The organism is Rhodanobacter sp. FW510-R10 (assembly GCF_058781105.1).
This window is the reverse complement of sequence record NZ_JBYSWL010000001.1, coordinates 1,122,273-1,142,929: the sequence shown is the minus strand read 5'-3', so window position 1 is coordinate 1,142,929 and position 20,657 is coordinate 1,122,273. Positions and strand designations below refer to the sequence as shown.

Below are 20,657 nucleotides of genomic sequence, written 5' to 3'. Positions count from 1 at the left end.
TTACGTGGACCATGCATCAGGCGCCGATATGGACGGCTTGGCGGCTATTTCCAATCGCCGGGATCGTGCCCGCCATCCGGCGTTTTCGCCGGTGTCGAGGAAGACGCTGCCGGTGCCCCGGCCTGCTCCTGCATCTGCGAGCGCATCGCCTTGGCCGCCTTGGCGGCGAGGGCGGCCTGCCGCCGTGCCGCCGTCGCCACGCGACTTTGCGCCGCGGCGAGCTTCTTGGCCTTGTCGGCTTCCGCGCGGGCCTGCTCGGCTGCCGCGGAATACGCCTGGCCCTGGGCCTGCAGGCGCGCCGCCTCTTCCTGGGCCAGCTGGTACTGCAGGCGCTGGCGTTCCAGTTCGCGGCGTGCGGCAGCGATGTCCTGGCGGCTGTTTTCCAGCAGGATCTGGTCGTGTTCGCGATCGAGCTGGGCCAGCTTCATGCGCGCGTCCTGCAGTTGCGCCGCGACTTTCGCCAGGTCGACCAGGCGTTCAGCCAGGTACAGGTCGTGCGGCCGGTCCTTGCGGCCAGCGTGCGCCAGCCGGTTGATCGCGTCGCGGGCGCGGGCCTGCTCGGCTTGCGCGTAGCCGCCCAGGGTCTGGTCGCCGGCCAACTGGTCGAGGCTGGCGGACAAGCGCGCCACGTCCATCGTGTCCTGCTTGGCCTGGGCCGTACCGCCCATGCCGAACGCCAGGACCAGCGCGAGGACCACTGCCGTCACCGGCTGCTTCATGGCTGCATCCCCTGGATTTGTCCGGCGTCGACGGTCGGCGTCGTCGGGACCGATTGTGCCTGCGCGGGTTGACTCCCGGATGCCGCCGGCGGCACGGTCTGGAACCCGGCGCTGGGTGGCGCCGGGGGAGCCGGCGCCGGCTGCCTCTGACCGCCCCCAGCCGCGCCCGCAGAGGCCGCCGCTGCAGGCAAGTCCGGCAACGCCGCCACCGGCGGAGCCCGATTGCCGACCGGCAACGGCTCCGGCGCAGAGGACGCTTCCTGGTCCGACGAAGCCGGCCGCCGCAGCCGGTTGTTGTCGGCAATCTTCTGCTCGATCTGCGCCCGCGCCGCGCCAAGCCGGCCTTTGGCGGCGGCAAGCTCGGCATCGGCCCTGGCTTCATCCGCCAGCACCGCTGCATCCGCGTATTTGCGCTCGGCCATGGCGCCCTGCGCCTGCTCGAACTTGTCCTGGGCGAAACCCAGGTCCACCGGCGCATAATCGGCAGCGTGCGCATCGCGCGCCGCCTGCAGTTGGCTTTGCGCCAAATTCATGGCGTTGTCCGGAGGAGGAACCGAGGCGCAGCCTGCCAGCACCAGCATCGAGAACACGCTCAAGCCCACAACGATCCGGCCGACATAGGTTGTAGTCCCGACACCACGGGAAAAGACGCGCACCATCACATTCCTCATGGAAACTTCAGGGTATTGTGGCGAGGCTCAATCGATCTTTGCAACGAGCAGCGGAGGCAAGGGGAAAAATGGACATTGGTTATTTCCTCAAGCTCATGTTGGACAAGGGTGCTTCGGACATGTTCCTCAGCACAGGCGCCCCCGTAAATATCAAGGTCGAAGGCAAGTTGTACCCGCTAGGCAATACCGGGCTGCCCAGCGGCATGGTCAAGAAGATCGCCTACTCGCTGATGGACGAGGGGCAGGTGCCACAGTTCGAGCGCGCGCTGGAGCTGAACATGGCGTTGGCCGTCAAGGATACCGGACGCTTCCGCGTCAACGTCTTCAAGCAGCGCGGCGAAGTGGGCATGGTGATCCGCGCGATCAAGAGCGAGATCCCGAGCATCGAGGAGCTGCGCCTGCCCAGCATCTTCAACAAGCTCATCATGGAGCCACGCGGACTGATCCTCGTGGTGGGCGCCACCGGTTCGGGCAAGTCGACGACGCTGGCGGCGATGATCGACCAGCGCAACCAGAATGCACCGGGACATATCCTCACCATCGAGGATCCCATCGAATACCTGCATCGCCACAAGCATTCCATCGTCAACCAGCGCGAAGTCGGCCTGGACACGCACAGTTTCAAGGAAGCGCTGAAGAACGCCATGCGCGAGGCGCCTGACGTGATCATGATCGGCGAGATCCGCGATACCGACACCATGGAGGCGGCCATCGCGTTTTCCGAGACCGGCCACTTGTGCCTGGCGACCTTGCACTCCAACAACTCCGACCAGACCCTGGAGCGTATCCTCAATTTCTTCCCCGAATCGGCCCACCGCAACGTGTTGATGAACCTCGCGCTCAACCTGCGCGCAGTCATCAGCCAACGCCTGGTGACTGGCAAGGACGGGCGGCGCCTGCCGGCCGCCGAGGTTTTGCTGAACACGCCGCTGATCAGCGACATGATCCGCCGCGGGCAGATCCACGAAGTGAAGGAAGCCATGGACCACAGCCTGCAGGAGGGCATGCAGACCTTCGACCAGTCGTTGTACCGCTTGTACAAGGAAGGCCGCATCGAACTTGAGGAAGCGCTGGACAAGGCCGATTCCCGCGATGGGCTCAGCCTGAAAATCCGCCTCGCCGCCGGCGCCAGCGACCCCGAGGCCTTGGTCGCGAACGACCCCTACGGCATGGGCTTCTAGCCCGCGTCTCAACCGGCCCCAGGCTGTACCTCGGGCGCAGCGCGGCGGAATGCTTCCACGGCGCCGCAAGCCTGGTCGATACGGCTGAGCGTGGGATAGGCGTCCATCGGCAAGTGCCAGCGCCGGGCGTTGTAGATTTGCGGTACCAGGCAGGCATCGGCCATGCCCGGGGTGTTGCCGTGACAAAAGCGTCCGGTGGCGGGGTCGCCGGCAAGCATGGCCTCCAGGGCAGTAAAGCCCGTGGCAATCCAGTGCCGCGCCCACGCCTTCTTCCGCTCGTCGTCCGCGCCAAGCTCGCCTTGCAGGTATTGCAGCACGCGCAGGTTGCCCAGCGGGTGCACGTCGCAGGCCACGGCCAAGGCCAGTGCCCGCACCCGCGCCCGACCCGCACGGTCGGCCGGCAACAGCGGCGGCACGGGCCACTTCTCTTCCAGGTATTCCAGGATGGCCAGCGACTGGGTCAGCACCAGCTCACCATCCACCAGGCTGGGCACCAGCTGCTGCGGATTGAGCGCCAGGTATGCTGGCGCGTGCTGCTGGCCACCCTCCTGCACCAGGTGCACGCCGTGGCTGGCATAGGGCAAGCCCTTCAGGTTGAGCGCAATGCGTACCCGATAGGAGGCACTGGAGCGCCAGTAGTCGTACAACACCAGGTCCATAGCCACAGCATGCCTCCGCTGGGAATCAAAACCGGGGTCAGAGTGCGCTTTCGGCGGAAGTGACGGGATGTCCACCGGTATCGGCGCCGAAAGTGCACTCTGACCCCGGTTTTCGGTTTGCATGCACCTTGCCCGCCCGGGACAATGCAGTTTCCCGGGTGCATGGGCGCCCGTACATGATACCGGAGCTGCATCATGGCCATCCTGCGCATGGGTGATTTGGACCTACGCGGCAAGCGCGTGTTGATCCGCGAGGACCTCAACGTGCCCCTCGACGCCGGGGGCAACATCACCTCGGCGCAGCGACTCGGCGCCGCGCTACCCACGATCCGCAGTGCGCGCGACGCCGGCGCCCGGGTCATGGTGCTCTCGCACCTGGGTCGACCCCATGAAGGCGAATTCGATCCAGCCTTCTCACTGGCGCCGGTGGCCGAATGGCTGGCCACCGCCCTGGGTACACCCGTGCCGCTGGTGCGGGACTACCTCGACGGGGTAGACGTGGCCCCCGGCGCTGTGGTGGTGCTGGAAAACTGCCGCATGAACCGCGGCGAGGCCAAGGACGACGAGGCCTTGGCCAGGCGCTACGCGGCCTTGTGCGATATCTTCGTGATGGACGCCTTCGGCACCGCGCACCGGGCCCAGGCCTCGACCCATGGCGTCATCCGCCTGGCGCCCGTCGCCGTCGCCGGACCCCTGCTCGGTGCCGAGCTCGAGGCCCTGGGCCGGGCGCTGGAGCAGCCCAAGCGGCCGATGCTGGCGATCGTGGGCGGCTCCAAGGTGTCCACCAAGCTCGAATTGCTGGACAGCCTGCTGGCCAAAGTCGACCGGTTGATCGTTGGCGGCGGCATCGCCAACACCTTCCTGCTGGCTGCCGGCTATCCGATCGGCAACTCGCTGGCCGAGCCGGATCTGGTCGATGCCGCGCGCAAAGTGCTGCAGGCGGCCAAGCAACGGGGCGCCGAAATACCGCTGCCGACCGATGTGGTGGTGGCGCCCGCCTTCTCCGCCAACGCCACGGCCACGGTGAAGCCAGCAAGCAACGTGGGCGCGGACGAGATGATCCTCGACGTGGGACCGGAGACCGCCCAACGCTACGCCAGCGCGATCGCCGGCAGCGGTACGGTGATCTGGAACGGGCCGGTCGGCGTGTTCGAGTTTGACGCGTTCGCCCGAGGCACGGAGACCGTGGCCCGCGCCATCGCCAAGTCGACGGCATTTTCGCTGGCCGGCGGCGGCGATACGCTCGCGGCCATCGACAAGTACGGCGTCGGCAACGACATCTCGTACATCTCCACCGGTGGGGGCGCTTTCCTGGAGTTCCTGCAGGGCGAGACCTTGCCGGCAGTCGCCGCCCTCGAGGCCCGCGGTTCGCACTGAGCCGCGACAAGACGCCCCCGCAACGCCGTTGTCACTCGAAGTCCCTGGTTCCCCAGGCGGGAGTCGTGCGCCTGGCACTGCCACTTGGCACATCGACACCGCGGTCAGGCGGCACCTGTCGGCAGCCTATTAATTTGGCCTGAACCCGCCAGCCGCCTGTGTAGGCAGGCTTCAGGCGCGGGTGGTTCCAATGGTTCCGCCGAGATGGAACCAGCCGTAGGCGGATGGTTCTTAACACTTCCTAAATATTAAACTGCCAAGTATTGAATTATTCGCCGACTGCTCCATCTCAGTGACACAGGCGTCGTCACCCGGCCAATCCGGGGCGCCGCCTGCCGCGACGGCGGGCACTTCCGCCCACAGCCGCATAGATAACAACAGGAGAATCTCCTCATGAAAAAGACCCTACTTGCCTTAGCCATCGCATCAGCCGGACTGTTTGCTGCAACGGCGGCGAGCGCACAGGACATGTCTGCCGGCAACGGCGGCTGGTTCATCAACGGCAACGTAGGCCGGGCGTCGCTCGACCACGGTCCGTACAACGATGACACTACGGGTTACGCCATCAACGGCGGCTACCGTTGGGCCCTCGCTCCCTCCGCCGCACTGGGCGTGGAAGTGGGCTACAACGACTTGGGCAACATCCACGCGAAGAACATCTTCCAGAGTGGCCCGGTGATCCAGGATAACAAGTCCCAGCTGCATGGCTGGACGGCCGGCGTGAACGGCCATTTCAACTTCAATCCCAACTGGTACGTGAGCGCACGTGGCGGCCTCTACAGCTGGACTGGGCATGGCCTGAGCAACGACGTCAACCCCATCCGCAAGGGCCTGGATGACACCAGCTGGTACGCGGGTGCCGGCGTCGGCTACGACTTCAGCAACAACGTCAGCCTGGGCCTCAACTACGACCACTACGATGCATCCAAGAGTGGGGTCAATCTGGGCACCAACCTGATTTCGGTGAGTGCCGAGTACCGCTTCTGATCGAAGGATTGATCGCAGCTACGCAGAAGGGCGCCCTGGGGCGCCCTTCTTTTGTCTGACGGCCAGGCAACCAGGTGGCGCTACTTGCCGCTGCTCCACTGACCGAGCGCGGCCAGCCCGTTGTCACGCGCCCGGGCGAAGACGACCTTTTGCGCTTCGGCGACGTTCGCCCTGGTGTCCTTGGCCCACAGCTTCAGCGCGCTGCTCACCATCGCCCGGCCGTAGGAGAAGCTGAGCGGCCATGGGTGCGGCCCCAGCCGGTTGATCGCGTTCAGGTGCGCCGTAGCCTGTTCGTCGGTCTGCCCACCGGAGAGGAACACGATACCCGGCAAGGCCGCCGGCACCGTGCTCTTGAGCACCCGTACCGTGGCCTCGGCGACATCGTCGATGTCGGCCTGGTCGGCGCAATCGGTACCGGCAATCACCATGCTCGCCTTCAGGATCGTCCCTTCGAGCATGACGTTCTGCTCGTACAAGGCGTTGAACAGGCTGCGCAGCACGGCCTCGTGCACCTCGTAGCTGACCGCCAGGTCATGGTCGCCATCCATCAGCACTTCGGGTTCGACCATCGGCACCAGGCCGGCTTCCTGGCACAGCGCCGCATAGCGCGCCAAGGCGTGGCAGTTCGCTTCGATCGCCGTGGAACTCGGCGTGTCCTCGCTGATCTTGATCACGGCGCGCCATTTCGCAAACTGCGCGCCAAGCTTGACGTACTCCTGCAGGCGCTCGCGCAAGCCATCCAGGCCCTCGGTGACCACGTCGCCCGGGAAACCGGCGAGCGGCTTGGGGCCTTTGTCCACCTTGATGCCGGGGATGATCCCCGCCTTGCGCATGGCCGCCGGGAACGGTTCGCCGGTACTGATGGCCTGGCGGATGGTCTCGTCGTACAGGATCGCGCCAGAGATGTGCTCCTTCAGCCCGGGGGTAGTGACCAGCATTTCGCGATACGCGCGCCGGACTTCCTCGGTGCTCTCCAGGCCGACTGCCGTAAGGCGCTTGGTGATGGTGCCGGTCGATTCGTCGACCGCGATGATGCCCTTGCCGGGGGCAACCATCGCCAAGGCGACGTTTTCAAGATTTTCGATACTCATGGGAACTCCGCTCGGGGGTGCGCTGTACGCGCCGACAGGGGGTGCCGCGGCATGGACCGCCCGCGTCATTCAAACCCGTGATTATAGGTCAGTTCCGGCTGCGCAGGGCGGCCGGCAGCCAGGGCCGCGCCGACCATCATCCGGGGTAGCCGGGCAGCTGGCAGGGCGCCATCAGCTTCTTGCGCGCGGCAGGATCGTCCGGCGAGTTGAACGGCACCACGTAATAGGTCGATACCGGCTCGCGCTTGCCATTGGTCAGCGACGGGCCGTAGCGGAACTGTTTGACCGCGTTGGTGGCGATGACGCCGAGGTCACTCGGCGGCGCCACCTTGGCCAGCTGCACGTCGCGTGGGATGCCGTCCGAACCCACCATGTAGGTCACCGCCGCGCAACCCGGGACCATCAGGTTGCGCCCGCTGTTGGGTGCCTCCAGCGTCACCGAACGGTTGAGCAGGATCCAGTAGCGGTAAAGGTTGGCCTCGTTGATCTTGCGCGACTGCGCAAACAACGGCGCCACACAGCCCAAGGCAAGTGCCAGTACGAGCGCCTGCCGGACCAGCGACAAGGAAGATTTCATAGCGGACTCCCGTTCGGGCTGAAGACGACTCAAAGTGTAGACAACAACGGTTGCCAGGAAGTGAACCGCGACGACGTGGACAGCTTCCACCGCCCATGTTCCTAGAGGTCGCGCAGGCTCTCGACCATGCCGCCGGCGCCAACGGCCAGCAGCTTCAAGGTATTGGTGCCACCGCCCAACCCCACGCGATCGCCATGCGTCAAGATGACGCGATCGCCCTCGGCCAACAAACCTTGCACAAACAGCTGCTGCACCGCGGCGCGCGCCGTGGCGGCGGAATTCTGGCCCTCGTGGCTGAACGCGACTGGTTGCACGTCGCGCAGCAGCAGCATGCGCCGCCGGGCCTCGGGCAACGGCGACAGGGCGTAGATGGGAATCGCGCTGCGATAACGCGAGAGCCATTGCGCGGTCGCACCGGACTCCGTCAGGGCGACGATGCCGCGCACGTCGACTTCACCGGCCAGTACCATCGCCGCCAGGGCAATGGCCTGGTCGGTGCGATCCAGCTGGGGGCCGGCGGCGCGGAAATCGGCTTTCGATTCAAACTGATGCTCTGCGGCCAGGCAGATGTCGCGCAAGGCCGCCACGGCCTTGTCCGGATGCTCGCCCGCGGCCGATTCCTCCGACAACATCACCGCATCGGTGCCGTCGATGACCGCGTTGGCGACATCCAGTACCTCGGCGCGGGTCGGGATTGGCGCGTGCACCATCGACTGCAGCATTTGCGTGGCGGTGATCACGGCGCGGTTGCCACGCACGGCCTCGCGGATGATTTTCTTCTGCAGGCCGGGCAACTCGGCGTAGCCAATCTCCACTCCCAGATCACCGCGCGCCACCATGACCACGTCGGAGGCAGCGATGATTTCCCGGAGCACCGGTATGGCATCGGCGCGTTCGATCTTGGCCACGAGCGCGGCGCCGCCGCCGGCTTCGCGCAACAGACGCCGGGCCAGATGCATGTCCTCGGCCGAGCGCACGAACGACACCGCCAGGAAATCCGCGCCAATCTCGGCGGCCAGGCGGATGTCGTGCTCATCCTTGGTGGACAGTGCGGCCACCGACAAGCCGCCGCCCTGGCGGTTCAGGCCCTTGCGATTGCTGAGCCGGCCGCCTACGCGCACCGTGCAGCGCACCTCGGCGCCAGCCACCTCGCGCACGGTCAGCGAAATCAGCCCGTCATCGAGCAGCAGCACGTCGCCGATGCCGACGTCGCCCGGCAAGCCCACGTAACTCACGCCGACGCGGTGCTGATCGCCGACCGGCGCGTCCGGGCGGCAATCGAGCACGAAGGGTTCACCCTCGATCAGCTCGACCGCGCCTTGGGCGAACGTCTCGATGCGGATCTTCGGCCCCTGCAGGTCGGCCAGCACGCCAACCTCGCGCCCCAGGCGCCCGCGGATGCCGCGCACCGCCTCGGCACGCGCCCGATGGTCGTCGGCCACCCCATGTGAGAGGTTCAGGCGCACCACGTCGACGCCGGCCACCAGCAGTTTCTCCAGCATGCCAGGAGCGTCGGTGGCAGGCCCGAGGGTGGCGACGATCTTGGTGCGGCGGGAAGCGTCGGACATCGCACGAGCCTAGGAGCTGGGATAGTGGGAACGCAAGCGCGTCGGCACCTGGTGCGCGGGCGACACTCCGGCCGCCAGGGCGGCGTCGAGGACCGCAGCCAGGCGCCGGCCAGCCAGACGCAGACGCTCTTCGGCCACCGGCCGCTCGGCGCGCACGTAGGCCGCGCCGATGCGGCGCGCCGGTGGATAAAAGCCTGGCTGGGCCGTGATGCGGCACGACTCCCGCGCCCAACTTGCGTAGGCCGCTGCATCGGTGCCATCCACAGCGTGTGGAGGGACCCCAGGCTCGGCCTCGAGCAGGCGCGCATAGGCCGGCGCCGCCAGACCCCGGCTCGCCAGCAGGCCCGAATCCCATACCCGATGCAAGTTGCTGCCACGCCCTTCGAAACGCACTTGCCAGGTATTGCCACCGCGGTCGTCGCGATAGCCGGCATGCAGCGGCTGGTGGATGTCGCCGACGAAGTGCACGACGAACGCCAGCGCCTCGACGCGATCCGCATCACTCCGGCTGCGGTCGGCCAGCACCGCGACATACTGCGCGATGCCGGCCACCACGCACTGCCCAGCGCGACAATCGCGCGCCGGCTCGAATGCGCAGATCGGGCCGCGGAAATCCACGTAATGTTGGTGTCGCGTGCGTTGCCACAACGCCTGCTCGGCTGGGTCGTCCTGGATTGCATCGGCCCAACTGGATACCGCCGCCAGGCTTTCCGCGTGGCCGGCGGCAAGCAGGCGCTCCACCTCGGCCCGGGCGTCTGCACGCAGTTGCCGCTGCGCGAGCTCGGCGATGATCGCGTGGCCCAACGGTCCCCAGGCCTGCGCCGGCCAGGCCAACGTGCAAGCCAGCAGGATCGTGCCCAGCCGTGCGACACCCCGCATCTTCTTCCCCCCTGTCAGCGCCGCCGACCCTGCTGCGACCACCCACGCATGATGGCATGTTCGTGCGACACAAAACCGCATGCCCCGGCATCGCGCTCACGGTGCGCGGCGCCGTCCTGCTTGGCCGGGCGACGGGTAAGCCACCCGGTTTGCCGCTAAAATCACTGGACGATGAGTCGCACGACGCGACTCGATGCACCCTTAATCGGAGGACTTCGCTTCATGGCCATCAAAGTTGCCATCAACGGTTACGGCCGTATCGGCCGCAATATCCTGCGGGCCTTGTACGAAGCCGGCCGTACGCAGGAACTGCAGATCGTCGCCATCAATGACCTGGGCGACGCCCAGACCAACGCGCACCTCACCCAGTACGACACCGCGCACGGCAAGTTCCCCGGCACGGTCAGCGCCGAGGGCGGCTACATCATCGTCAACGGCGACAAGATCAAGGTTTGCGCCGAGCGTGATCCAAGCAAGCTGCCCTGGGGCGAGCTCGGCGTCGACCTCGTCCTGGAATGCACCGGCTTGTTCCGCAGCAAGGCCAAGGCGGGCGCGCATCTCGCGGCCGGGGCAAAGAAGGTGATCATCTCGGCGCCCGGCGCCGACGACATCGATGGCACGTTCGTGTGTGGGGTCAATACCGATCGGCTGAGCGCGCAGGCCCAGGTGATCTCCAACGCCAGCTGCACCACCAATTGCCTGGCGCCATTGGCCAAGGTGCTGGACGCGGAAGTGGGCATCGTGCACGGCTTGATGACCACCATCCATTCCTACACCAACGACCAGGTGCTGACTGACGTCTACCACAGCGACCTGCGTCGCGCGCGTTCGGCGACCATGAGCCAGATCCCCACCAAGACCGGCGCCGCTTCGGCCGTTGGCCTGGTGCTGCCCAACTTGAACGGCAAGCTGGATGGCTTCGCCATGCGCGTGCCGACGATCAACGTGTCCGTGGTGGACCTGACCTTCGTGGCCAAGCGCGCCACCAGCAAGGAAGAGATCAACCGTATCGTCGACGCTGCCGCCAAGGGCGCCATGCACGGCATCATCGAGGTCAACACGCAACCGCTGGTGTCGGTCGATTTCAACCACAACCCTGCGTCGTCGATCTTCGATGCGACGCAAACCCGGGTCATGGAAGGCACCCTGGTCAAGGTGTTGAGCTGGTACGACAACGAATGGGGCTTCTCGAACCGCATGCTGGACCTGGCCGTCACCTGGATGGCCGTCCGCTAGGAACCGGACCCGCCTGTGGCTCCGGGCTCTGTGGCGGCATGCCGCCGCGAGCCCGGAAGCGCACAGGGCGTCCTAGAGTTCGCGCTTGAGCAAGGGCAGCTTGTCCGGGACGCCATCCCACTTTGCCGCGTCCGGCAACTCGGGGATCTTGCTGGTCAGCACCGGCCAGTTCGGCGCCAGCTCGGCGTTGATCGAGAGGTAGATTTCCTGCCCGGCAGGCACGTCCATGTCCGCATAGATGGCATTGACCGGGCATTCCTCCACGCACAGCGTGCAGTCGATGCATTCTTCGGGGTCGATCACCAGGAAATTCGGCCCGGCGTGGAAGCAGTCAACCGGACACACCTCGACGCAATCGGTGTACTTGCAGTTGACGCAATTGTCGGTGACTACGTGGGTCACGGGCTTTCCTCCACGCGTGGATCGTCGCGCATCAGTGTTCAACAGGCAGGGGCGCAGCGTGCTGATCCACGTCACGCCAGCACAGCCCCGGCAGGGTCCGCATCCTGTCACACGCAGCGGATCGGGCCAAGCTGCGGCAACAAGTCACAGGTGTCGGCTGACGCAAGTCAGGATGCTGTCATGGGTCGCAACGCAAAATATCACTGCAATCCATTCACCGGTTTACAGGAGATTCCATCCATGATGCGCAAGCTTTTCGCCATTGCCTTGTTGGGCCTGCTGTCCACGCCGCTGCTCGCGGCCGAGTGCGCCACGACGATCGAAGGCAACGATGCCATGCAGTTCAACAAGCAGACGATTACCGTCCCCAGCGCCTGCAAGACGTTCTCGGTCACCCTGAAGCACGTCGGCAAGTTGCCGAAGACTGCCATGGGCCACAACTGGGTGCTCACGCACGGCAATGACAAGGCCGGCGTGATTGCCGACGGCATGAAGGCGGGCGCGGCGAACAGCTACGAGAAGCCGAACGACGCCAGGATCATCGCCCACACCAAGCTGATTGGCGGTGGCGAGTCCGACACCACGACGTTCGACGTGGCCAAGCTCAAGAAGGGCGAAACCTACGCCTACATCTGCACCTTCCCTGGTCATGCCGCGCTGATGCATGGGACGCTCACGCTCGGCAACTGACCGCCCCGCGCAACGCCCCTCATGCGCCCGGCCAGCAATGGCCGGGCGCATTTGTCTCCTGGATCCAGGCGAGTACGCCGCGCGCGATGAGGAGCGCCAATACCGGCTTTGACACGTCCAGCATCGCGCGGCCGGTCGATCGTTTCTACGGGCGCGTGCGCGGTTCCCGGGATCTGGCCGGATGCCAGAACAGCAAGGGCGCCGGCTCGCCTGTCAGGCGAGGGCTTTCAGCGCGGCATCGTAGTTCGGTTCGTGGCCAATCTCGCTGACCAGTTCGGCATACAGCACCTTGTTGCCCGCGTCCAACACCAGCACCGCGCGTGCGGCCAAGCCGGCCAAGGGACCACTGGCCAGGGCCACGCCGTAGTCATTGAGGAATTGGCGGCCACGCATCATGGAGAGCATGGTCACCTTGTCCAGGCCTTCGGCCCCGCAAAAGCGGGCCTGCGCAAACGGCAAGTCGGCCGAAATGCACAGCACCACGGTGTTGTCCAGCTTGCCCGCCAGCTCGTTGAATCGGCGCACGGAAGCGGCGCATACCCCGGTGTCGACGCTGGGGAAGATGTTCAGCACTTTGCGCTTGCCGGCAAACTTGGCCAGCGACACGTCGGCCAAGTCCGTTCCTACCAGGTGGAACGCAGGCACCGTCGAGCCGACCGCTGGAAATTGACCATTGATGCTGACCGGCTCGCCCTTGAATGTGACATTCGACATGTTGCACCTCTGGTTTGGTGGGAATGCTTCAGATGAAACGCATGGTCTTGGCGATGAACACGATGCCCACCATCAAACCAAGCACCACGCGATGCGTATTGCGAAAGCGGCAAATATCCATCTTGCCACGCTTTGAGGCCCGCACCGCGCTGATGAACACGCCGAGCACGCCAAACGCCAGTACCACCTTCAGCACCAGCCAGTTGCCGAAGCGCGATCCCACGCACTGGAATCCGTCGCAGTTGACGTCGAAGATCACGAACCCGCTCAGGAACAGCAGGACGACTACGACCGGCATGAAGCGCCTGACGCGCGCCATGACCGTTTGCTCGATGCGCTGCATCGTCACCACGTCGAATTGCCTGTGCAGGCCTTCCAGCACCAGTACCTCGAATGTCACCGCACCCACAAACACGATCGCGCACGCCAGGTGCAACAACTCTATCCACGGATACCAGGCAGCCATCGCCTACTCCCACCAGTCCATTACCCAGTCTGTGCCCGTGCACCAGGCACCGCGCTGACATGGATCAAGCACGCGGGCGGGGGCGTGCGGTGACGCCCCCGACAGGGGAGCGAAACCATCGCGCCAGGATACCGTGGCGCGACGCGACGCTCAGCCCGGCTTGCCGTCGACCCGTGGCGTCAGGTAGATCCAGGCCGACCGGAATACCCAGGGCGCAAAGGCGACCAACCAGCCGTAGGCAGCGATGACCAGCCAGAAATACGGGTTGAAGTTCTCGCCGCCGCCGAACTCCGCATACAAGCGCAGCAACACCACCGCCTGTAGCAGGGCGAAGCACAGCCAGGCCACCTTGCCCATCTCCAGCGGTCGGCCCGAATGCCCTTGCGTCACCCGCGTCACCATGGCCACCAACATGGAACCAAAGTAGCCGATGCCCAGCGCATGCAGCGGCGCACGCAGGAAGAACACCGAGCCGGTGCGCAGATACAGCAGATCCTGCACGACATACAGCACGAACGCGATCGGCAGCCAGGCAAAGGCCAGGTGCAAGGCACCGAGCAGGCCCGGATGCATCGCCTTCCACGGCTGCCAGCGCAACGCATGCCAGATAAACACCAGTGCCAACGGCACGTCCACGATCCACAGCCAACCCAGCGCCCCTCGCCAATCCAGCAGCAGATGCGCCAGCAGCAGCACCCACACCACCGGCAGACTCCAGCGCGGGCGGATCACCTTGTAGCCGGGCACGATGTTGCCAGTGAAGAACGGCATCATGCGGTGAGTGACGGTGAAGAAGATCGGCAGCAGCAGCCCAAAGGTGCCAATCCGCACGGCCAACTCGGCACACTCGGCGAGATCGGTGAACAAGTAGACCAGGAACAGCAGCAGGCCCAGGGCGCCCAGGCTCAACGCCAGCAGGCAGGATTTGGCGTGATCAATGCGGTTGCTTGCGGCGCGCAGCACGCCAGCCAGGTTATAGATGCCGAACAGGTAGCCAGCCAGCATCAGCACGAAGCCGAGCCGCAGCAGCCAGGGCAAGTCCAGCAGGCCGACGTTCGCCAGCACATAGCCGCCGAAGACCAGACCAGCCACCGGCACGTAATGCGCGCGGGTCAAGGCCGGCTGGTTCATCCAGCGCGGGAACACGGTGAGCAGGAAGCCGAACATGAACAAGGGGAAGACGCCGTACTGCAGCAGCATGCCATGCGCATAGGCTGGCGGAATCGTCGGCTGCGGCCACGCCGACATCGGGATGCCAAACATCCAGCTCAGCTCGACCGCCCACCAAGCCATGCTCAGCAAGACGGTGATCGTGCCGGCGAGGAACAACACCCGATGCGGCGCTGCCGCCAACAATGCCGGCAACTCGGCAAACGTGGCCGGGGTGCGCTGAGGAATTGGAGATGCAGCCATGGTGAACAACCTTAACGCGAATGATTCTCTATCATGCCACGTACGGATACGTGGTGCCCAGTGCATTGCACGCCGGGCGGGAGATCGTGCCTCGCTGGCGGTCGCTGGCGCCCAGGGTGGTCCCGCCCGCCTTGCAGACCCATGCGCGACCGGTGGCGCTTACTCACACGAAACCACCGTGCGTCGCACCAGCCAACCGTCCCCCATGCTGCTCAACGCGACGCGTCATTTGGTTGCAAGGCGTGGCCAATCTCGCGCAAGCGCGCCGGATCCAGGACCCGGCACTCGCGACCTTCGACCTGGATCAGCCCCTGGGCGCGGAAGCGGCTGAGCACCCGGCTGACCGTCTCCGCCGCCAGGCGCAGGTAATTGGCAATGTCTCCGCGCGACATGCTGAGGCGAAAACGCGTGGCGGAGAATCCACGTGCGGCGTAGCGGCCGGCCAGGTCCATGAGGAACGCTGCCACGCGTTCGTCGGCGCTGTGGTCGCCGGCCAGCAATGAGGCACTGCCCAGTTCCTTGCTCAACATGCGGAACAGGTGTTGTTGCACGGCCGGGATACGTGAGGCCAGCGCACTCATGGCGGGGAACGAAAAGCGGCAAAAATACGCGGTGTCCAGTGCGACCGCGTCACACGGGAAGTGTTCCGGATAGATGGCGTTGAGCCCCACCACTTCGCCGGGCAGATAAAAGCCCAGCACCTGCTCACGGCCGTCCTTGTCCACCATGCGTGTCTTCACTGTGCCGCTGCGCACCGCGAAGATGGCGCGGAAGGGGTCGCCGGTACGAAACACATGCTCGCCACTTCGGTACGGCCCGACGTGCTCGACCAGGCATTGCAGCTCGGCCAATGCGGGTTTGTTGTAACCGGCTGCGACACACGCACTGGAGAATGCACAAGTTCCGCAGAAATGAACCTCGTCGCCATCATCGGCGATTGGACTCGGCGGTTCCGGCAGCCGCCCTGCAGCGTGCTTGGATTGCATAAGCGGAATGATAGTCGAAGCAGGCAACGCGAGTCAGTCCGCAGTCAGATCGCCCGGGAAAAGCGCGTGGCCTGCGTCCCATCGCCGAGATAGGCGTCAAAACACATGGCGATATTGCGCACCAGCAGACGCCCCCGCGCGGTGACCCGCAGGGCACGCGCGTCCTCTTCCACCAATCCGTCCGCCACCAGCGGCAGCAAGCGTTGGCGCTCGCGCAGGAAATATTCATCGAACAGCAGTCGGTGGCGCGCGCCAAAGCTCGCCTTGTCGACCAGGCCGTGGCACATCAGGGCACCAATCAACTCGCGGCGGATCAAGTCGTCCTCGTCCAGCTCCAAGCCACAAGCGACGGGTAGGCGGCCATTGTCCAGCGCGGCGTAATAACCAATCAGGTCGCGTGCGTTCTGGCTGTAGCTGTCGCCGATCCGGCCAATGGCGCTGACGCCGAGACCGACGATGTCGCACTCGCCGTGCGTGGAATAACCCTGGAAATTGCGCTGCAGGGTGCCGGCACGCTGGGCCACGGCCAACTCGTCATCGTTGCGGGCGAAGTGGTCCATGCCGATGTACACGTAGCCTGCGGCGGTCAGGCGCTCCAGCGCACAGCCAAACAAGGCCAGACGCGTCGCCGGATCCGGGATCTCGTGCTTGGCAATCTGCCGCTGCGCCTTGAACACGTCGGGCAAGTGGGCGTAGCCATACACGGCCACACGGTCTGGTTGCAGGGCTATGACTTCGGTCAGGGTGCGCTCGAAGGCCGGCAAAGTCTGCAGCGGCAGGCCGTAAATCAAATCCACGCTGACCGAACGAAACCCGGAGGCCCGCGCCGCCTCGATGACGGTACGTGTCTCCTCGACGCTCTGGAGGCGATTGACTGCGCGTTGCACCTCGGGATTGAAATCCTGTACCCCGACGGACAGCCGGTTGAAGCCCAACTCGCCCAGCCCGTGCATGTACGCGGCATCGGCAAAACGCGGATCCACCTCGATGCCGTATTCGCGCGTCGGCTCCTGGCTGAAGCTGAAATGCCGCGCAAGGGATTCCAGCAGCTCGCCCATGCTGCGGATGTCGAGGAAATTCGGCGTGCCCCCGCCCAGGTGCAGCTGCCGCACCGGCCGGTCGCGATCAAACAGTGGCGCCAGCATCTCAATTTCGCGGTACAGCCGCTCCAGGTAGCGGCCAGACTGCGAGTGATCGGAGGTGATGATGCGGTTGCAGCCACAGTAGAAACACGGGCTGGAACAAAACGGGATGTGCACGTAGAGGGACAGCGGCCGCGGGATCGGCTCCTCGTTCGACCAGCGGATCACGCTGCGCAACGCCTGCTCGTCGAAGTTGGGGCGGAACTGTGGCGCCGTCGGGTAGCTGGTGTAGCGCGGACCAGCCACGTCGTAGCGTGCAATCAACGCGGCGTCGAACTCCGGGGCAACGACTGTAGTCATGCGGGGCAGTCTGCGCATCCGCCGCTGCCACCGCCTTGATCCGGGTCAATCGCCACGGCGGCATTCAGCCGCAGCCGCGCCGGGGATAAAGCCGATGCCAGACGGACGCTGCGCGGTGACCAAGCCACCTCGCACGCGGGCTCAACCGGAATAAGGCTGCACCTGCTGCTCGATTGCGCCGAAGATCGAGGCCCCGGCGGCATCCAGCACCTCGATGCGCAAACGATCGCCAAAGCGCAGGAACGGCGTATGCGCCTCGCCGTCGCGCAGCTTTTCCACCGTACGCTGCTCAGCCAGGCATGAGGCGCCCTTGCCGGTGTCCTGGTTGGCGATGGTGCCCGAGCCGACCAGGGTGCCCGCCGCCAGCGGCCGGGTCCTGGCCGCGTGCGCGATGAGTTGGGCGAAATCGAACTGCATGTCCACCCCGCATTCGGCAGCGCCAAGCCACGTGCCGTTGAGCCAGGTGCGCATGGCCAGATGCAGCTTGTCGCTGCGCCAGGCGTCGCCGAGTTCGTCCGGCGTCACCACGACCGGGGACAGCGCCGAGCGCGGCTTGGACTGCAGGAAACCGAAACCCTTGGCCAATTCGCCGGGAATCAGGTGCCGCAAGCTGACGTCATTGACCAGGCCCACCAGCTGGATGTGGGCTGAGGCCTGCGCGGCACTGACCGCCATCGGCACGTCGTCGGTGACCACGACGACCTCGGCTTCCAGGTCGATGCCGGAATCCTCGCTCTGTACCAGTACCGGGTCGCGTGGGCCGAGGAAACCGGCGCTGGTCGCCTGGTACATCAGGGGGTCGGTATAGAAGCTTTCCGGTACGCTGGCGCCACGCGCCCTGCGCACGCGCTCGACATGCGGCAGGTAAGCGCTGCCGTCGACAAACTCGTACGCGCGCGGCAACGGCGCGGCCAGCTGCTGCGGGTCGAGGGCGAAGCTCGCCAGCGCCTGGCCGGCCGCCAGGTCCTGCGCCAGCGCATTGAGGCGCGGGGCGAGGCGCGGCCATTCATCCAGCGCCGCCTGCAACGTTGGCGCAATGCCGTCGGCGCGCACGGCGCGCGCCAGGTCGCGGCTCACCACGATCAGCGTGCCGTCGCGGCCGCCTTCCTTCAGACTGCCAAGTTTCATTGCCGGGTTCCGGATGCGTTCAAGCGTGGGGTGGTGCAAAGTGCCTGGCCAGGCCTTGCCACACCCGGCAATAATCTTGCTGCAACTGCGGCGACGCCAACGCCTGCGCCGTCGGCCGGATCACCTTGCGCGTTTCGAACATGATCGCCATGGTGTGCTCGATCACGTCTGCGCTCGTCGTGTCGGCGTGCGTCGCCTTGTCGAACGTCACCGCATCCGGCCCGTGCGCCGTCATGCAATTGTGCAGGCTGGAGCCACCCGGCACAAAACCCTCGGCCTTGGCGTCATAGACGCCGGTGATGAGCCCCATGTACTCGCTGGCGATGTTGCGGTGGAACCATGGCGGGCGGAACGTGTGCTGCGCGACCAGCCAGCGCGGCGGGAAGATCGCGAAATCGACATTGGCCGTCCCCGGGCTTTCGGTCGGCGAGGTGAGCACGCAGTTGATCGAGGGATCGGGGTGGTCAATGCGGATCGCCCCGACCGGACTGAAGCGGCGCAGGTCGTACTTGTACGGTGCGTAGTTGCCGTGCCAGGCGACGACGTCGAGCGGCGAGTGGCCGATGCGGCCTTCCCATAGCGCGCCCTGGAATTTCGCGACCAGGCGGAAATCGCCTTCGACGTCCTCGTAGGCCGCGCAGGGCGTGAGGAAGTCGCGCGGGTTGGCCAGGCTGTTGGCGCCGATCGGACCAAGGTCGGGCAGGCGCAACAGGGCGCCGAAGTTCTCGCAGACGTAGCCGCGCGCGCTGCCGTCGGGCAACTCGACACGAAAGCGCACGCCGCGCGGCACGACCGCGATCTCCTGCGGCTCGACCTCGACGATGCCGAGCTCGGTCGCCAGGCGCAGGCGCCCCTGCTGCGGCACGATGAGCAGCTCGCCGTCGGCGTCATAGAAGAACCGCCCCCGCATGGACCGGTTTGCCGCATACAGGTGGATGCCGATGCCGTTCTGCTCCGCAGGACCACCGTTGCCGGCCAGCGTGTGCAGACCGTCGATGAAATCCGTCGGCGCCTCCGGTAGCGGCAATGGATCCCAGCGCAGCTGGTTCGGCGTGGCCGGCGCCTCGTCGAAACGGTTGTGGAAGTGCGCGTGCGCGAGTGGCTGGAGAGGCTCGTGCACCGCGCCGGGGCGGATGCGATACAGCCAGCTGCGCCGGTTCAGGTGCCGCGGCGCGGTGAACGCGGTGCCGGTGAGCTGCTCGGCGTACAGGCCATAGGCAACCTGCTGCGGCGAGTTCTGTCCGACCGGCAAGGCGCCGGCAATGGCCTCGCTGGCGAATTCATTGCCGAAGCCGGATTGGTAGTCGGTTCCCGTCATGTCCGCGCTCCTCACAGCACGCCGCGTTTCATCTGGTCGCGCTCGATGCTCTCGAACAGGGCCTGGAAATTGCCCTCGCCGAAACCCTCGTTGCCCTTGCGCTGGATGATCTCGAAGAAGATCGGGCCAATCACGTTTTCGGTGAAGATCTGGAGCAGCAGCTTCTTCTTCGTCTGCGGATCGGCATCAATCAGGATCTTGTTCTTGGTCAGCCGCGGCACGTCCTCGCCGTGGCCGGGAACGCGCTGGTCGATCACGTCAAAATAGGTGTCCGGCGTGTCGAGAAACTTCACGCCCACCCTGCGCATGGCTTCGACCGTCGCGTAGATATCGTCGGTGAAACATGCAATGTGCTGGATACCCTCACCGTGATAGGCATCGAGGTATTCATTGATCTGGCTCTTCGGGTTGTCCGACTCGTTCAGCGGTATGCGCACGATGCCATCGGGCGCGGTCATCGCCTTGGAAACCAGGCCGGTCTTCGCACCCTTGATGTCGAAGTAGCGGATCTCGCGGAAGTTGAACAGGCGCTCGTAGTACTGCGACCATTTTTCCATGTTGCCGAAATAGAGGTTGTGCGTGAGGTGATCGATGAAGCTCAGCCCAAAACCCTTCGGATTTTGTTTCAGCCCTGGAACCGGCGCGTAATCGGCCGCAAACACGTCGCCGTCGCGGGGCGCGAGATACAGCATGCACTCGCCAATACCCTTGATCACCGGCACATCGATCGCACGGCTCGCCGGCTTGCAGGTCACCTCTTCGGCGCCTTTGGCGAGCACTGCTTGGTGCACCTCGGCCACCGGCTTGGTGAAACGGATCGCAAAACCGCATGCGCTTGGCCCGTGCCTGTCGGCGAAGTCGGCAGCGAAGGAGTCGGGGTCTTCGTTGACCAGGAAGTTCACGCCGCCCTGCCGATACACGGTGATCGCGCGGCGCTTGTGCTTCAGCACGGCGGTGAAGCCCATCAGGGAGAACAGATCGTGCAGTTCGTGCGCCCGCCCGGCGGGTGCGGCAAACTCGACAAATTCAAAGCCATCGATTCCCATGGGGTTGGCAAACGTCGTAACGTGCATGCCGGGGTCGAGCTGCGTGGCGTTCATGACTGCCTCCTGGCAACGTGCAGGCGCACGATTGGCGCACGACTGCAATGAAT

At 65.4% G+C, this 20,657-nt stretch carries 21 protein-coding genes; 5 read left to right on the top strand and 16 right to left on the bottom strand.

What is annotated here, in order from left to right:
* Positions 1-44 precede the first annotated feature (44 nt).
* On the bottom strand, positions 45-719 hold the full coding sequence (locus AC3WJB_RS04785; RefSeq protein WP_492679232.1) for a hypothetical protein: 675 nt from the start codon (positions 717-719) through the stop codon (positions 45-47).
* A complete protein-coding gene (locus AC3WJB_RS04780) occupies positions 716-1,252 on the bottom strand; it encodes a DUF4398 domain-containing protein (protein ID WP_492679230.1) in 537 nt (178 codons plus the stop codon). The genes AC3WJB_RS04785 and AC3WJB_RS04780 overlap by 4 nt, the downstream gene beginning before the upstream one ends.
* Before the next feature lie 206 nt (positions 1,253-1,458).
* Here AC3WJB_RS04780 and AC3WJB_RS04775 point away from each other — a divergent pair, with 206 nt between their 5' ends.
* Complete coding sequence (locus AC3WJB_RS04775) at positions 1,459-2,571, top strand: PilT/PilU family type 4a pilus ATPase (protein WP_492679228.1); 1,113 nt, start codon at positions 1,459-1,461, stop codon at positions 2,569-2,571.
* Positions 2,572-2,579: 8 nt separating this feature from the next.
* Here AC3WJB_RS04775 and maiA read toward each other — a convergent pair whose 3' ends face one another.
* Positions 2,580-3,236 carry a maleylacetoacetate isomerase gene (gene maiA, locus AC3WJB_RS04770; protein ID WP_492679226.1) on the bottom strand — a complete coding sequence of 219 codons (657 nt, stop codon included), beginning with the start codon at positions 3,234-3,236 and terminating at the stop codon, positions 2,580-2,582.
* 189 nt (positions 3,237-3,425) lie between these two features.
* Between maiA and AC3WJB_RS04765 the strand changes: the two genes are divergently transcribed.
* Both AC3WJB_RS04765 and AC3WJB_RS04760 read left to right on the top strand, forming a co-directional pair.
* Positions 3,426-4,607: a phosphoglycerate kinase gene (locus AC3WJB_RS04765; RefSeq protein WP_492679224.1), complete on the top strand. Its 1,182-nt coding sequence runs from the start codon at positions 3,426-3,428 to the stop codon at positions 4,605-4,607.
* 393 nt (positions 4,608-5,000) lie between these two features.
* On the top strand, positions 5,001-5,594 hold the full coding sequence (locus tag AC3WJB_RS04760) for a porin family protein (protein WP_492679222.1): 594 nt from the start codon (positions 5,001-5,003) through the stop codon (positions 5,592-5,594).
* Between the two features lie 80 nt (positions 5,595-5,674).
* Here AC3WJB_RS04760 and AC3WJB_RS04755 read toward each other — a convergent pair whose 3' ends face one another.
* The 4 genes from AC3WJB_RS04755 to AC3WJB_RS04740 form a co-directional block, all read right to left on the bottom strand.
* The gene (locus tag AC3WJB_RS04755; protein ID WP_492679220.1) at positions 5,675-6,685 is read right to left on the bottom strand and encodes a class I fructose-bisphosphate aldolase; all 1,011 of its coding nucleotides are present in this window, start codon (positions 6,683-6,685) and stop codon (positions 5,675-5,677) included.
* A gap of 136 nt (positions 6,686-6,821) precedes the next feature.
* Positions 6,822-7,262, bottom strand: a complete 441-nt coding sequence (locus AC3WJB_RS04750; RefSeq protein WP_492679218.1) for an energy transducer TonB — start codon at positions 7,260-7,262, stop codon at positions 6,822-6,824.
* A 101-nt stretch (positions 7,263-7,363) separates the two neighbouring features.
* Entirely contained in the window at positions 7,364-8,830 is a 1,467-nt protein-coding gene (gene pyk, locus AC3WJB_RS04745; RefSeq protein WP_492679216.1) for a pyruvate kinase, read from the bottom strand.
* A 9-nt stretch (positions 8,831-8,839) separates the two neighbouring features.
* Positions 8,840-9,709: a S1/P1 nuclease gene (locus AC3WJB_RS04740; protein WP_492679214.1), complete on the bottom strand. Its 870-nt coding sequence runs from the start codon at positions 9,707-9,709 to the stop codon at positions 8,840-8,842.
* Positions 9,710-9,931: 222 nt separating this feature from the next.
* Between AC3WJB_RS04740 and gap the strand changes: the two genes are divergently transcribed.
* Positions 9,932-10,945: a type I glyceraldehyde-3-phosphate dehydrogenase gene (gene gap, locus AC3WJB_RS04735; protein WP_492679212.1), complete on the top strand. Its 1,014-nt coding sequence runs from the start codon at positions 9,932-9,934 to the stop codon at positions 10,943-10,945.
* Between the two features lie 72 nt (positions 10,946-11,017).
* Here gap and fdxA read toward each other — a convergent pair whose 3' ends face one another.
* Positions 11,018-11,347, bottom strand: a complete 330-nt coding sequence (gene fdxA / locus AC3WJB_RS04730) for a ferredoxin FdxA (RefSeq protein ID WP_492679209.1) — start codon at positions 11,345-11,347, stop codon at positions 11,018-11,020.
* Positions 11,348-11,590: 243 nt separating this feature from the next.
* On the opposite strand from fdxA, the gene azu reads away from it, so the two are divergent.
* Positions 11,591-12,037, top strand: coding sequence for an azurin (azu, locus tag AC3WJB_RS04725; protein ID WP_492683072.1), 447 nt, complete (start codon positions 11,591-11,593; stop codon positions 12,035-12,037).
* A gap of 213 nt (positions 12,038-12,250) precedes the next feature.
* On the opposite strand, the gene tpx is transcribed toward azu, so the two are convergent.
* The 8 genes from tpx to hppD all read right to left on the bottom strand — a co-directional run bounded on the left by tpx (position 12,251) and on the right by hppD (position 20,604).
* Complete coding sequence (gene tpx / locus AC3WJB_RS04720; protein WP_492679207.1) at positions 12,251-12,751, bottom strand: thiol peroxidase; 501 nt, start codon at positions 12,749-12,751, stop codon at positions 12,251-12,253.
* Between the two features lie 28 nt (positions 12,752-12,779).
* The gene (locus tag AC3WJB_RS04715; RefSeq protein ID WP_492679205.1) at positions 12,780-13,217 is read right to left on the bottom strand and encodes a CopD family copper resistance protein; all 438 of its coding nucleotides are present in this window, start codon (positions 13,215-13,217) and stop codon (positions 12,780-12,782) included.
* A 150-nt stretch (positions 13,218-13,367) separates the two neighbouring features.
* Positions 13,368-14,630: an NnrS family protein gene (locus AC3WJB_RS04710; protein WP_492679203.1), complete on the bottom strand. Its 1,263-nt coding sequence runs from the start codon at positions 14,628-14,630 to the stop codon at positions 13,368-13,370.
* Between the two features lie 212 nt (positions 14,631-14,842).
* Positions 14,843-15,616: a helix-turn-helix domain-containing protein gene (locus tag AC3WJB_RS04705; protein WP_492679201.1), complete on the bottom strand. Its 774-nt coding sequence runs from the start codon at positions 15,614-15,616 to the stop codon at positions 14,843-14,845.
* A 44-nt stretch (positions 15,617-15,660) separates the two neighbouring features.
* On the bottom strand, positions 15,661-17,058 hold the full coding sequence (hemN, locus tag AC3WJB_RS04700; RefSeq protein ID WP_492679199.1) for an oxygen-independent coproporphyrinogen III oxidase: 1,398 nt from the start codon (positions 17,056-17,058) through the stop codon (positions 15,661-15,663).
* Positions 17,059-17,199: 141 nt separating this feature from the next.
* Complete coding sequence (locus AC3WJB_RS04695) at positions 17,200-18,186, bottom strand: fumarylacetoacetate hydrolase family protein (RefSeq protein WP_492679197.1); 987 nt, start codon at positions 18,184-18,186, stop codon at positions 17,200-17,202.
* Positions 18,187-18,205: 19 nt separating this feature from the next.
* Positions 18,206-19,504, bottom strand: coding sequence for a homogentisate 1,2-dioxygenase (gene hmgA, locus AC3WJB_RS04690; RefSeq protein ID WP_492679195.1), 1,299 nt, complete (start codon positions 19,502-19,504; stop codon positions 18,206-18,208).
* A gap of 11 nt (positions 19,505-19,515) precedes the next feature.
* Positions 19,516-20,604, bottom strand: coding sequence for a 4-hydroxyphenylpyruvate dioxygenase (gene hppD / locus AC3WJB_RS04685; protein ID WP_492679193.1), 1,089 nt, complete (start codon positions 20,602-20,604; stop codon positions 19,516-19,518).
* Positions 20,605-20,657 lie beyond the last annotated feature (53 nt).